The organism is Peterkaempfera podocarpi, assembly GCF_042466665.1.
In the GTDB taxonomy this organism is placed as follows: Bacteria; Actinomycetota; Actinomycetes; order Streptomycetales; family Streptomycetaceae; genus Peterkaempfera; species Peterkaempfera podocarpi.
Window position 1 is genome coordinate 2,296,070 of the sequence record NZ_CP162102.1, and the last position, 14,301, is coordinate 2,310,370.

General features: G+C 70.5%; 4 protein-coding genes and 1 pseudogene. All 5 read right to left on the reverse strand.

Annotated elements, in window-relative coordinates; translation table 11 throughout:
- Positions 1-41 precede the first annotated feature (41 nt).
- The 5 genes and pseudogenes from AB0761_RS10125 to AB0761_RS10145 all read right to left on the reverse strand — a co-directional run bounded on the left by AB0761_RS10125 (position 42) and on the right by AB0761_RS10145 (position 14,064).
- Positions 42-10,076: an FG-GAP-like repeat-containing protein gene (locus AB0761_RS10125; RefSeq protein ID WP_377268643.1), complete on the reverse strand. Its 10,035-nt coding sequence runs from the start codon at positions 10,074-10,076 to the stop codon at positions 42-44.
- 700 nt (positions 10,077-10,776) lie between these two features.
- Positions 10,777-12,060: an RNA polymerase sigma factor gene (locus AB0761_RS10130; protein WP_377268644.1), complete on the reverse strand. Its 1,284-nt coding sequence runs from the start codon at positions 12,058-12,060 to the stop codon at positions 10,777-10,779.
- Complete coding sequence (locus AB0761_RS10135; RefSeq protein WP_377273993.1) at positions 12,057-12,398, reverse strand: YciI family protein; 342 nt, start codon at positions 12,396-12,398, stop codon at positions 12,057-12,059. Before AB0761_RS10135 ends, AB0761_RS10130 begins: the two co-directional genes overlap by 4 nt.
- A 198-nt stretch (positions 12,399-12,596) precedes the next feature.
- Positions 12,597-12,707, reverse strand: a pseudogene (locus tag AB0761_RS10140) (DUF4259 domain-containing protein); the annotation flags it as partial.
- Positions 12,708-12,855: 148 nt separating this feature from the next.
- Positions 12,856-14,064, reverse strand: a complete 1,209-nt coding sequence (locus AB0761_RS10145) for an MFS transporter (RefSeq protein ID WP_377268645.1) — start codon at positions 14,062-14,064, stop codon at positions 12,856-12,858.
- Positions 14,065-14,301: the final 237 nt, after the last annotated feature.

The window sequence follows — 14,301 nt, forward strand, 5'->3', positions numbered from 1 at the left end:
GTGTGGTCACCTCTTCCGAGGACGGCGTCGGGGCGGGCGAATCACCTGACCCCTGGTGTGGGCAGCGGCTTGCTGCAGGCGGGGGCCGGGCATGAGGCCTGGCCGATGTTAACCCAGGCGTTCTTGCGCGGACTGTAGATGACGTTCGGGACGACGTCCGCCGCCCACTCGCCCGTCGAGCTCTCCGCGGTCATCACGAAGGCATAGGGCACGGTGCGGTTGCCCAGGTACTCGGGGGTCACCTGGTAGCGCACGGTCGCTCCCCCCTCGACCTCGTCGCGAACGGTGTTCTCGAAGTCGAGCATGGGGCCGTCGCGGCCCGGGTCGGTCACGTCCTGCTCCGCGGCGTTGGTGGAGCGGCCGCAGGTCGCCAGGTTGGGACGCCCGCCGAACCCGCCGAGCTGCTTGCCGAGCAGGTGGCAGGCGTTCACCGACAGCTTGGGATCGGCAGCCCCAAGATAGGTGGAGAAGTCCTGCGCCCACTTGTAGCCGGGCGGGTTGGATGCCGGGTCCTTGCCGCCGGCCTCGACCATGGCCTGGGTGATGCAGGCCTCGATACCCGTGGACCGGTTGCCGTTGGCCTTGTCCAGCGGCCCGTAGTTGGCCCATCCAGCGCCGCAGCCGTTGTCGTCACGGCCCGAACCGAAGAGCGAGGAGGTGTCGGTGGAGCCCTGGAGCATGCTCTGCAGGATGTCGTTGATGTCGTTGCGGGCGTCCTGCAGCTGGTAGGCCGCGCCCAGGGTCCCGGTCTGGTCGGTCACCGTGGTGGCGCCGTCGGTGGAGGTCAGGTCGACGGCCGTGGCGATGGTCTCGTCCTTCTTCGGGCCCGGGGGCACCACGCAGTGGTGGTGGGCGCAGGGGTCCTGCGGCGGCGGAGGCGGGGGCGGCGGGAAGTACGGCGGCGGACACGCCGCACACGTGCCGACGCCGGTGCCGCCTCCGCCGCCACCACCACCGCCGCCACCGCCGCCCGGGCGGGTGGGCCGGCGCTGGGGCGTGCGGCTGCCGCCGCACTGCACGGTCCACGGGTGGGTGTCGCAGAACTGGTCGCGGTACGACGGGCCCCTCGGCCGGCCGAAGTAGTCCGAACAGCTCATGCCGTAGAGCGCCTCGCAGCTGTCATCAGGCATCGGCGTGGCGTCGGCGACGATGTTGACCAGGACGCCGACGACCCCCAGGACCCGGCCGCCGTACTTGAGGCCGTATCCACCGACCTCCTCGGCGTAGCCGCCGGCCGTGTTGGCGTAGTGCTCGAGGTCGTTGATGCCCTTCGAGATGTAGCTGGTGGAAATGCAGTGCCCGAAGACGCAGACGGAGTGGCCGGTGGGGTCGGTGCCGTCCATGGGGTCGCCGTTGGCGTAGGTGTAGCGGTTGGCCTGGATGGAGGGGCTGGCGTTGAGCCGGTAGCTGTCGCGGGAGTCGAAACCGCCGGTGGCGGGGTCGTACCAGCGGGCGTTCATGTCGACCTGGCCGGTGGCCGGGTCGGTCCAGGCACCCTGGTAGCCGACGGCCGGCGTGGTGCCGGACTGCGCCGTGACCGCGCCGAGGGGGCTGTAGGCGGTGGAGCTGCTCAGCCCCGTGGCCTGGCGGGTGAAGGTTCCGGTGAGGTCGTCGTGGCTGTCGTTGTAGGCGAGGCTGGCCACTCCGCCCTGGCCCAGGGCCACCAGGGCGCCGCCGGGGTCGCGGCTGTAGGTGGCCGACCCGTCGGAAGTGATCTGGGTGGAGGCGCCCGCGTACTGGAAGGTGGCGGTGCCCCGGGTGGCGAGGCGGTCCAGGCCGTCGTAGGCGGAGGTGGTGCCGCCGCCGGAGACCATGCGGTCGAAGGCGTCGTAGGTGTAGGTCTGCGGCTGGTCGCCGCCGGTGACGGAGGCGAGGGTGCCGCGTGCGGTGTAGCTGTAGGCGGCACCGGTGCTGTCGCTGGTGCGGCGGTTCTGCTGGTCGTAGACGGCGGTGGTGTCGCCGTTCTTCACCAGGTTGCCGGAGGCGTCCCAGCCGTACTGGGTGGTGGTGCCGCCGGTGGTCCAGGAGGAGAGCCGCCCTGACGGATCGTAGGTGTAGGTGTCAGCGGATGCCCCGGCGGTGCCGGTGGTGGTCTTGGAGGTCAGGCGGTCGTTGGTGTCGTAGTCGTAGGAGGTGCTGGCGACGGTGGTACCGCCGGGCGCGTTCAGGGTGTCGCTGGTGAGCCGGTCCAGGCTGTCGTAGCCGAAGGTCCGGGTGTCACCACCGGTGCCGTAGCCGACCGTCTTGGGGTTGCCGTCCTGGTCGTAGCCGTAGCTGAGGGTGGCGCCCGTCAGCGGCTCGGCGGCGGTGGTCAGCTGTCCGGCGTTGTCGTAGCCGAAGGCGGCCGTACCGGAGGCGTCGGTGCGGGCGGTCATCCGCGCGGCGTCGTCGTAGGTGTACGAGCTGGCGCCCTGCGGCCCGGTGGCGGTCAGCAGCTGGCCGCGGTCGTTGTAGGTGAAGGTGTCCGGGGTGGCCTGGCCGTCGGTGGCGGCGGTCAGCATCCGCCCGGCCAGGTCGTAGGTGTAGAGGTGGCCGCTGGTGGACGCCGCCTCACCGCCGGTGGCGGTGCGGCTGGTGACCCGGCCGAGCGCGTCGTACGCAGCGGTCTGCACCACGCCGCCCGGCTCGGTGGCGGTGACGGCCTGCCCGTCCTTGTCGTAGGCGGTGGTCCAGGTGCGGTCGGCGGCATCGGGCCTGGCGCCCGTCGCCGGCTCCACGGTGGACTCCGGCTGCCCCAGGGAGTTGAAGGTGTACCAGGTGTCGTTGGTGCGGCCGTCGGTGAACCGGGTCTGGTGGCCGGCCTTGTCGTAGCCGAAGCCGGTGGTGACCGCCGTGGTCCCGTCGCCCGGCTCGACCTGCCGGGTCAGGCGTCCGGCCGCGTCGTAGCTGTAGGCGGTGGTGCGCGGCGGGTTGGCGTAGTCGGTGACGGTGGTGGTGTTGCCGTTCGCGTCGTAGCCGACGGAGGCCGAGCGCAGGGTGGTGCCTGCCTTGGACTGGACGGTGGCGGTCTGCCGCCCCGCCGGGTCGTAGCTGTCGGTGGTGGTCAGGCCGCTGGGGAGGGTGGTGCTGATGGTCCGGCCGTCGAGGTCGTGGGTGAAGGTGACGGTGTGCCCGTCGGGGTCGGTGACACCGGTCGGCTCACCGGCGGCGTTGTAGGCGGTGACGGTGGTCTGGGAGTCGACCTTGACATCCATGCCGGGCAGCGCGTTGCGGGTGAGGTTGCCGGCGTCGTCGTAGCGCAGGGTGGCCGTCAGATAGCGGGTCGGATCGGGGTGACGCTCGACCTGCGTGGCGGTGATGGGCCGACCCAGGTCGTCGTAGGAAGCCAGGGTCTGGGCGCCCGTCGGATCGGTGGCGCTCAGCTGCTCACCGTCGGTGTCGAAGGTGAACGAGGACACCCCGCCGTCCTCGCGGGTGCCGTCGCCACGCTGCAGTCCCGGCTGGGTCTGCTGGGTGAGGTGGCCGAGCTGGTCGTAGGTGTTGGTAGTGGTGTTGCCGTAGGCGTCGGCGGTGCTGTGGACCCGGCCCTGGGCGTCGTACTCGGTGGTCGCCGTGACGTTCACGGGGGTACCGGAGCCCGGCGCGGTGTAGGCGGCCGAGGAGACCTGGGTCGGGCGGCCGTCGCCGTCGTAGGCGGTGGTGCTGGTGTTGCCGTCGCCGTCGGTGGCCTGGATCTGGTCACCGAAGGTGTCGTAGCCGAGGGTGGTGGTCGGCCGCCCGGTGGCGGCCTGCTGCCCGTAGCTCTCCACCTGCACGGCCGGGAGGGCGGTGGTGGTCAGGCGGCCCAGGGTGTCGTAGGTGTAGCTGACGGTGTGGTCGGACGGGGAGTTGCCGCTGGTGTTGCCCAGCGGGTCGACCATGGTCAGCGGAAGGCCGCGCTGGTCCAGAGTCCAGGTGGTGGTGAGGTTCTGCGAACCGTTGTGGACGCTGGTCGACAGCTTTCGACCCATCGCGTCGTAGGTCGCGTCGCTCTGCTCGGTGACGCCGCCGCCCGTGCGGGTCTCGGTGACGATGTTGCCCAGGGCGTCATAGGCGTCGGTGCTCACCCGGTTCAGACCGGTGGGGTCCAGGACGGTACGGGTGGTGCGGCCCGCCGCGTCGACGGTGTAGTCGGTCTCGACGGCCTTGCTGCCGCCGGTGATCTGCTTCACCAGGTTGCCGGCACCGTCGTAGGTGTCGGACTCCAGGGTGATGTCGCGGGTGGTTCCGGTGTCCGGGTCGTGGTAGCCGGTGGCCGTGACACCCGCCTGGATGTCGTCCGCGTAGTAGGTGTAGGAGGTGGTGCGGCCCATGGCGTCGGTCACCGAGGCGAGGCGGCCGGCGGGGTCGTAGGCCCGCGACTCCAGCACCAGGTCCTGCGGGTCGGACGGGTGGGCCGGGTCGCCGGTCCAGTCCTTCAGCGTGGTGCTGGTGAGCTCGCTGCTCAGGTTGTAGGCGTAGTCGGTCTCGGTCTGCTGGTCGGTGCCCACGCCGGTGGTGACCGAGCTGTGGTTGCCGAACTGGTCGTAGTCGTAGTTGGTGGTCAGCCCGGCGGGGTCGGTGAACGTGTTCACCCGGTCCTGGGCGTCGTAGTCGTAGGCGCTGGTGCGCGTCGGGTCGCCGCCGGTGAGGTCGTCGACGGTCTGCGTGGAGATCTGGCCGTCGTCGGTGTAGGCGTAGGTGGTGCGCGCCTGGTGGGTGGTGTGGTCCACCGCGTTGGCGGCCGCTGGGTCGGTGCGGGTGGCGACGCGGGAGTCGGCGTCGTAGGTGTAGCTGGTGGTGGCACCGGAGGGGACGGAGTCGGAGACCACCGACTGCGTCAGGGTGCGGCCGATCCCGTCGTAGGCATAGGTGGTGACCAGCCCCGCCGGGTCGGTGGTCTTCGCCAGGTCGCCCTGGGCGTTGTAGGCGTAAGCGGTGGTGCCGCCGCTCTGGCCGTTGGTAGAGGTCTTCAGCAGGCCGGCGGGGGTGGTGCCGCCGCCGACCGCGGCCTCGGTGCCGTCGGTGTAGGTGCGGGAGGTCTTGCAGCCGCTGGGGCAGCCGGAGCCGACCGGGCCGGTCACCGAGGAGACATTGCCGTCCGTGGTGTAGCTGTAGCTGGTCAGATAGGTGTTGTCGGTGGCGCTGGCCGAGCGGGCATCACGCTCCGCGGTGACCTTGTCGTTGCGCAGGTCCCCGGAGTCGGAACCGTTGAGGTAGTACGAGTAGTAGCTGGTGTAGCAGGTCTTCGCGGCCTCGTCCCGGCAGGTGGTGCGGGAGAGCATGTTGCCGCGGGTGTCGTGGGTCTGGGTGACGCTGTGCTCGTTCTCGTCGGTGGTCTTCGTCAGGAAGCCGCCGGTGTCGTACGTGTAGGTGCGGTCGCTGCCGTCGGTGAGCGAGTAGTCGGTGATCCGGCCGCCGTTGAGCGGGTCGTAGCCGTAGGACTGGTCGTTGCCCGACGGGTCGGTGACGGTGACGTCGCGGGTCAGGTCGGTACCGGAGCCGGAGACGCTGGTGGCGCCGAGCTGCCAGGTGCCGCCCTGCGGGTCGGTGACGTCCGACACCCGGTCCAGGGTGTTGTCGTAGTCCACGTCCCAGGTGTCATTGCCGCTCGGCAGCGTCACCGCGGTCAGCTCGTCGGCGGCCAGGCGTGACGCGTAGTGAGCCTGGACGACCTGGGGGCCGAGCGAGTGGTAGTAGAGCGCCACGTCCTGGATCTGGCCGTTGAAGTAGCCGTACTTGGTGGTGAACGGGGTGGACGGCCAGCCGGTGTTGAACCAGCCCGCGCCGACGTAGGTGTACGGCTTGTCCGTGCTCTTGATCGGCGCGTCGTTCAGGGTGCCCGCCTGGGCGCCGTCCAGGTAGAGCGTCTGCAGCGTGCCCGCTCCGGTGAGCACCACGTGGTGCCACGCCCCGTCGGTGACGGTCTTGGTGGTGGTGATCGGCTCCACCGCACCGTTGCCGAACTGGCCGCGCAGCTTGCCGTCGGCGCCGATGTACAGCGCCGGCACATAGTGGACGGGTGTGGTCGCGGAGCCCAGCGGCTTGTCCTCGTACTCCAGCAGCGGTCCCACATGTGTGGTCTTGAACCACAGCTCCGCCGCCAGGTAGGCGCCGCCGTTCTGGATCACGGCGTCGGGCAGCTGCACCGAGGAGCTGGTGCCGTTGAAGGACGCGGCGGTGGCACTGGTGCCCGCGAGGGCGCCGGCGGTGCCGAGGGTGGTGGCGGAGTAGGTGCCGTCCTCGTTGCCCTGGTTGGTGTCCACCTCGTCGGTGGCGTCGGTGTCGGAGGGGTCGCCCATCCGCCAGTAGGTGTGGGGGGAGGCGTCCAGCACCACCGTGCGGTAGTGCGATCCCGACCCGTAGGAGTAGGAGGTGCACTTGGTCTGCGACACGGGCGAGCAGACCTGGCTGAGGTCATCGCCGTTGTAGGCGTACGACCAGGTCAGCGGGGAGCCGTTCACCGCGTCGGTGGCGATGCTGCCGATGTGGGCGCCGCTCCAGGTCACATGCAGGGAGCGGCCCGAGGTGGTGTTGGTGACCGTGGCCAGCTTCCCCGAGGCGTCGTAGCTCAGGGTCTCGCTGATGTGGTTCAGGTCGGTGATCTTCGTCAGCCGGCCGGCCGAGTCGAAGGTGTACACCGTCTTCGACTTGTCGGTCAGCGTCCAGCCGCCACCGAGGGTGCCGACCAGAGAGGCGAACTGCCCGGACGGGGAGACATAGCTGCCGTAGTCGGCCGCCATCCTGGTCGGGCCGGCGAAGTCGGTGCTCTTGTAGAGGAACAGCTCCTGCGTCGCACTCTTCACGGCGAGGAAGTCGTCGGCTCCGTCGCCGGTCCGGTCGCCGACCCCGGCGATCTGACCGATCGTGCCCCAGCTGGTACCCGTCTGCACCTTGGCGGCGAAGGTCTTGTCGCCCTTGCCCGCCCACAGGTAGAGGTTGCCGGTGGTGCTGTCGGCGGCGAGCAGGTCGTTCTTGCCGTCGCCGTTGAAGTCGCCGGCGGTGACCAGGCGGTACGGCAGCCAGCCGGTGCCGATCTGCACCTTGGTGCCGAAGGTGCCGTCGCCGTTGCCGGGCCACAGCCACAGATATCCGGTCGCGTTGTCCACCGCGACCAGGTCACGCTTGCCGTCGCTGTTGTAGTCCTCGGCGATCGTGTCGATGTAGCCGGTCCAACCGGTGGTGAGCTGGACCCGCGTGTTGTAGCCGCCGCCCGCCTTGCCCTTGTAGAAGAACAGGATGCCGGTGCTGGCCTGCTCGCCGATCACATCGCCGATGCCGTCGCCGTCGAAGTCGCCGCCGGTCAGCTGGGTCATGCCGGTCCAGCCGGACGAACCGACCTTGATCCGCTCGGTGCCGGCGAAGTCCGGGCCCGGGTACATCCACAGCTGCCCGGTGACCGGGTCGACGGAGTCGATGTCGTCGATGCCGTCGCCGGTCTGGTCCCCCACGTCGAACATCTGCGTCAGCGTCATGGTGCTGCGGCCGAAGCGCTGCTGCTGGCCGCTGGGGGTGGTGAGCACCACATTGCCCGAGCCGTCGGCATCCGGCGTGATCTTCATATCGAAGCGGGAGGACCAGCCGGCGCCGAAGGCGTGGGTGGTGTCCGCGTCGAGGCTGTTGTACGTACGGGCGACCGTCAGATCGGGACCCACGGTGGCGACGGAGGCGTCGGTGGCGGCGGTGGTGAAGTTGCCCACCTGCGCGTCGAATCCGTGGTCACCGGCGCTGGCGCCCAGATGGGAGGTGACCGGTGGCTGGGGTATCTGGGTGGTCAGCGTGCTGGGGCCGATGGTCTGCGAGGACGTGCCGTCCGAGACCACCACGCTCCAGGTGTAGGACTTGCCCCACTGCAGCAGGCTCGCCGGAACACTCCACAGGTGGTCGGTGATGGACCCGGAGTCCGCCACCGTGGTGGTGCCGTCCAGCACCGTGAAGTGGTACGTCAGACTGGCGCCGTTGTTGTCCGAGGCGATCACGGTGAGCTGCGGCGTCAGCGTCTGAGCGCTGTAGCCGTTCGGCGGGAGCACATTGCTCACGCTCGGCGCCACCACGGGCACCGTCAGCGCCATCTTGCCCACCGGCACGCTCTGCGAGGAGAACGAGGTGCTGCCGGAGTACATGTCCCAGTCGATCAGGTACTTGCCCGGCACCAGCGCCTTGATCGTGGGGCTGAGGGTGATCGAGGCGTTGGGCGCCACGCTCGACGGCATGGTGGCCGCCGAGGTGTTGGTGGTGATCAGCTTGCCGCTGGTGTAGTCGTAGACCTTGTAGCCCAGCTTGTAGCCGTTGCTGGACGTCCAGGTGTCGGTGCCCAGGTTGGTGACCTTGACCTTGACCTTGCCGTCCTGGGAGCCGGTGACCGGCGGGCTCGGCGGCGTCGAGGTCAGGGTGTAGGACGCCCCGTACTTGGTGTAGGTGACGGCCAGATACGGGTCGCCGGTGCCGTTGTTGGCGGACTCGATCTTCTTGTAGCCGTAGGAGCTGGTCGTGGACGCCTTCAGCGCCAGACCGTAGTTGGCCTTGCCGTGGGTCCAGCCCTCGATCAGGGTCTTGCCGCCGGTGCCGAGGTCGATCGGCTCCCACTTGGACGCGCACGACGAGGACGTGGCACCGCTGGGCTTCCAGCCCCGGGCGAAGCTGGCGCTGCCCAGGGAGGAGCCGACCGCCGGGCCGGGGTAGCTGGAGACCGAGGTGGAGGTCCACGACCCGGAGATCGGGTAGGCGGTGACCGACGCCGCGGTGCAGGAGTAGGCCCAGGTGTTGTACATGTACAGCTTCGCGCCGAGCACATACTCGTTCTTCAGCGAGGAGCCCACATCGTCGAACTTCAGGAAGGCGTTGGCCTTGTGGCCGCCCCCGTCGTACGTACCGATCTTCAGCTCGACGTCACCGGCGAAGTTCTGGTCGTACGGGTACTCCACATAGGTGTCGGAGTTGTCGTCGACATTGCCGACGCTCGGGTCGATCCGCACCGGGAAGACACGGGCCGGGTCGTGCAGCCACGTCTCGTCGGCCTGCATCCGCAGCGCCTGACCGCCCTGGTACTGCACCAGGCTGAAGGTGACGCCGGTGGATATCGCGCCGTCGCCGGAGTGCGGGTCGACGGCCGAGTCCTCCATCCAGCCCTTGGGCATGGAGGCGCGGACGGTCCCCTTCTCGTCGGTGAACACCACCGAGCCGTCGGCCGTCTGCGAGGCCTTCAGTCCCTGAAGGTGCAGCGGGAAGGTCCAGTCGGCCGGTGCGGAGGGCGAGTTGAGGACGACATCCTCCTTGACGCCGGCCGCCGTCGCCGTCAGCTGGAGGTCGGCCCCCGGCCGCGCACCGTCGTAGCTGACCGTGTCGCCGGAAGCTGCACCGGGCACCGCCGCGGCGTCGGCCACGCCGTAACCCACCGTGTGGGAATCGTCCAGACGGACCGTCACCACCGGGTCGCCATCCGCCGTGGGGGCGAACTGCACCGGGTTCTGGCTGTCGGACACAGCCCAACCGGAGCCGCCGGCGGAGGGGCCGATCAGCCGGGCGAGGTTCTCCGCGCCCGCGGTGGTGCTCCGGTCGCCGAACAGCGACGCCGCCAGCTGCTCGGTGCGGGGGACCACCGTGGTGTCCACCGGCGCCCACTTGCCGTCGGAGCCCTGGTGGAACTGCGGGTCCTTGTAGATCCGGGTGGTGTAGCTGCCGTCGGCGTTGGCGAAGGTCCGGGTCCGCTCACTGCGCTGACCGGTCAACTCGTGGCTGGAGGCCGCGTCATAGCCGTGCAGCTGCTGTGCCGCCTGGGCGGGCAGCACCTGCACACTGTCCGGCTGCCGGTCCGCCTGCCGGGGCAGGGTCAGCGGCTTGGCCTGCCGGTCCTCCGGCAGTGCGCCCTTGGGCCGGGGTGCGGAGCCGTTCCCGCCGAGTTTGTCGGCAGCCGCGGTCGAGGAGGACGCCGCCTTGTGGCTGCGGCCGGCCGCCGTCCCGGAACGCTGCACGGGCGCCGAACCGACCACCGAGGGGGCCGTGGGAACCGAGGTGGGACCGAAGGCATAGGCGGTGCCGGTCGGCATCCCCGTAACAGTGGCCAGACCCAGCGAGACCGCCAGCGTCACCAGCCGGCCCCATCGACTCCGCGTGTGCATCCGCATCCCCATCACCCGTGCTGCGCTGAAACACCTCCGGCTCATGACAAGTCGAAGATCGGAGCATCATGGCACTCTTTTCGAACATCACATCTTCCTATTGTGAAAGGAATGTGACGGTCTCTCGGCTGCTTATCCCGGCCACATCCGGTGACTCCGCGATGCTTGTGTCGATTTGTCAGGACATCACGGACAGCGCAGCACCTGAAGATCACTCATGCACTTGGTGAAGTGAAGAGGAAAGCGTGCTGATCTTGTAATCGATGGAGCGGAACTCCCGGCCGTGAAGCACCCCCACTGGCCGCGTTCCACCGCTGCGGCGGGCCCTCGGCCCGGTGGCGCCGCAATCCTCATCGGCGCTGGACAGTCGCCGTGTGGGCACGGCCGCGCCGCCCTGCTGGTGGGTGGTGCGGGCAGGGCGTGCGATCGGCGGTTGTGGGACGACGGGCACGAGGCTCCTGTGTGCATCTGTGCGGAGCGGAGCTGGGGCGGAGCTGGGGCGGGGCAGGGGCGGGGCGGGGCAGGGCAGGGCAAGGCGGAGCGGGACGGGGCGAGGCAGGGCAGCTGCCGGTCGGCGCGTAGCCCCCGGACTGAGCGTCAAACCCGCTTCCTCGGGAGCTCGCTGAGGTCACCGGCCTGCTGGCTCCCACCCCGCGACAGCAGACCTCGAGAACGTCCCCCTCGGGGCTGCGGCGGGCGGCTACCCGGCGTCGGCCTCCAGATCGGCGAGGCGCCCGGCGAGGAACGTCCGCTCGGCCCCGTTGCCGGCCAGCTCCAGCGCCTGCCGGTATGCAGCCGCCGCGTCCGCCGTACGGCCCAGACGCCGCAGCAGGTCCGCCTTGATCGCGGGCAGATAGTGGTAACGGGCGAGCCGTCCGTCCTGCTCCAGTCCCTCGACCTCGGCCAGCGCGGCCGCAGGCCCTTGGGCCATCGACAGCGGCACGGTGCGGTTCAGCGCGACCACCGGTGAGGGCCAGCGCACCAGCAGTCTGTCGTAGAGGGCCACGAGCTGCGGCCAGTCCGTGTCCTCGTACGCCGGCGCCCCGGCGTACAGCGATGCGATCGCGGCCTGCAGCACATAGCGCCCCGCACGGCCGCCGCGGAGCCCGTCCACGATCAGGTCGTGCGCTTCCGCCAGCGCGGCGCGGTCCCACAGGGAGCGGTCCTGCTCCTCCAGGCGCAGCAGCCTTCCTTCGCCGTCGGTCCTGGTGGCACGGCGGGCGTCCGTGACGAGCAGGAGGGCCAGCAGGCCACGCACCTCCGGCTCGTCGGGCATGAGGTCGCGCAGCGTCCGGGTCAGATGCAGCGCGCGGTCGGCCAGGTCGGTGCGCATCAGCGCAGGGCCCGACGGAGCCGTGTGGCCGGCGGTGAACAGCAGGTGGATGACGCCGAGCACAGCCGCCAGCCGGTCCGGGAGTTCCGCCGGGCGCGGCACCCGGTAGGGGATCCGGGCGGCGGAGATCTTCTTCTTCGCCCGGGTGATCCGGGCGGCCATGGTCTGCTCCGACACCAACAGCGCCCTGGCGACATCCGCAGTCGGCAGACCGCACACCAGCCGCAGGGTGAGCGCGAGCCGGGCCTCCTGTGCAAGCGCGGGATGGCAGCAGATGAAGACAAGCCGCAGGCGTTCGTCCGGCACTGCCTCCTCGGGGTCCATGGCGGCCTCCTCGTCGGGCTCCTCCAGGGCGAGTTCGTCGACCGCCGCCTCGGGCTCCACCAGCAGCGGCAGCTTCGAGCGGAAGGCCCGCTCGCGGCGGACCGCGTCCATCGCCCGCCGCTTGGCCGCGGTGGTGAGCCAGGCCGCGGGGTTGCCGGGGACGCCGTCGTGCTCCCAGGACGCCAGCGCCGCGGCGTACGCCTCCTGCACACATTCCTCGGCCAGGTCCAGGTCGCGGGCGACGCGCACCGCCGCGGCGAGCACCAGAGCCCACTCGCGGCGGTGCGCGTCGGCGACCGCCTGGCCGGCGTCGGGCGCAGTGGTCATCGGGGCGGGATGCTGCCGGCGACGGGCCGCACCTCGACACCGCCGCGGCCCCACTGCAGGGCCGGGTTGCGCCGGGCCAGCTCCAGGGCGGCGTCCAGATCCGGAGCCTCGATGATGCAGACCCCGGCGACGACCTCCTTGGCGTCGACGAACGGGCCGTCGGTGACCATGTCGCCATGGAGTGAGGTGGCGGTGTCGGGGGACTGCAACGCGTACGCCGCGACCATGGCACCGGAGTCGACCAGGTCGTTGGCGTGCCGCTTGCTCTGGGCCTGCTGCTCGGGCGTGTACTCGCCGGCCTCGGGCGTGTCGTAGATGAGGATCGCGTACTGGGCCATGGTGTCTCTCCTTGCTGAGTGATCGGTCGGTACGCCTGTACGTCGCACGGGCAACGAGAATTCGACAGACCCTACGTGAACTTTTTTCGGGGAGCTCCCGGGCACGGTTCGAACGGCGTGCCGCGGCTGCATACCGGTCGCGCGTCCTGGCGTGACGACGGGCCTGCGCGGTCCCGCCCCCGCTCGCTTCACTCGCAGCAGCAGGCTTCGGATCAGCCCCTCACGCTCCTCGCCGCCCGCGTCGTCCAGAGTGAGGGCGAAGTCTGCTGCGGTGTCACTGTCGAACGGACCGATGGCCCAGGTGCCCATGGCGCTCCCCTCCCGCTGCTGTCAGGACCGTCACGCCGACCGCTGACATTGACGCGGCCGGCGATCAGCTGACGGCGATCAGCTGACGGCTTGGGCCGGTCGGGCGCCGCGTCACATGACCCCGCGCGGGCAGGGGTTTGCCCAGCTCTCACACGTCGGCGGGCGCGGCGTCAGGGGTCCCGTTCACATCCGGTTGCTGAACGGAGAGACGCCGCCTGCTGAGGACCAGGATCAGCAGGGTGACGAGCGTGCCCAGGACACCGCAGGCGGCTGCCCGGTGCTCGTCGGTGTGCTCCAGCACCGTGCCGACCACGGCGGAGCCCAGTGACGTCCCCGACGCGAAGAGGGTGACCTCCCAGGCGAAGGCCTCTGATGTGGTGCCGGGTGGGGCCAGTTCGCCGACGAGCAGGAAGGTGACCGTGAGCAGCGGGGCGAGGAACGCTCCGGTGAGCAGCATCAGTGCGTGCATGTAGGGCGGGGGCGGGACAAGGGTCAGCAGTCCGTAGCCGCTGACCAGGCCGGCGGCGAACAGGACTGCCCGGGTTGCGGGTGTGCCGGGCCAGTTGCGGGTGCCGTAGATCAGGACGCCGATCAGCGCGCCGCCGGCGTTCAGGGCGAGCAGGGCGGGCGCCCCGCCGGGCGTCGACCAGTGCTCGGCGTAGGAGATCACCAGGACATTGAGGGTTCCGATGGCAAAGCCGGTCCCGGTGAGCGCGGCGAGCAGGGTGACCAGGGCGGGACTGCGCAGCGGGCCCAGCCAGTGGCTGGAGCGGGCTGCGGCCTTCCAGCGGCGGGAGGGCGGGGCGGTCGCGACCACGACGACCCCCACCACGCCGAGCAGCGCCTGGGCGAGCAGGGCGAACAGGGGCGACTGGACGGCAACGCAGGCGGTCACCACCAGTGGTCCGGCGACAAAGACGAGTTCCTGGGCGACGGAGTCAAGGACGTACGCGGACTCCAACCGGCCGCTGGGAGCGATGTCGGGCCAGAGGGCCCGCAGGCAGGGCTCCAGGGGCGGGGTCATGGCGCCGGCGAGGAGCGCTCCGACCAGAACCGGGAGCTTGTGGCCAGGAGCGAGGGCGATGGTGATGAAGCCCGCCGCGGCCAGGCCGGCGGTGGGGGCCAGCACCCTGGTCTGCCCCCAGCGGTCGACCGCCCGTCCCAGCAGCGGTGCACCGACGGCTGCGGCAATGGCGAAGGCGCCGGCCGCGATGCCCACGAACCCATAGCTCGCACCGGCCCTGCGCAGGGCCAGCGGGATGGTGAGGGCGGCCATCGCGGGTGGGAGGCGTCCGACCCAACTGCCGGCCAGCAGTCGAGCGACGTGAGGGGCACGCAGTAACGCCAGGTAGGCCATGGTGGGGACCTTAAGGTCGGCGATGGCGGGCTCGCGACGTGTTTTCGCGGGTCTGCGCCGACGGAGTCAAGGCTGCGGACCGCACCGCGAATCTCGTCGGCCGGGAGGGCCCGGCGGACGGTCAGGGGAACATTCGGCCGGGCCTTCGCCGGGCGACGGGGCCCCCTCCGACGACACGGTGGTGCAGGCCCGGGTGGGGGGCGGACCCTGATGGCCATGCGCCCCAGCGACGTCCCG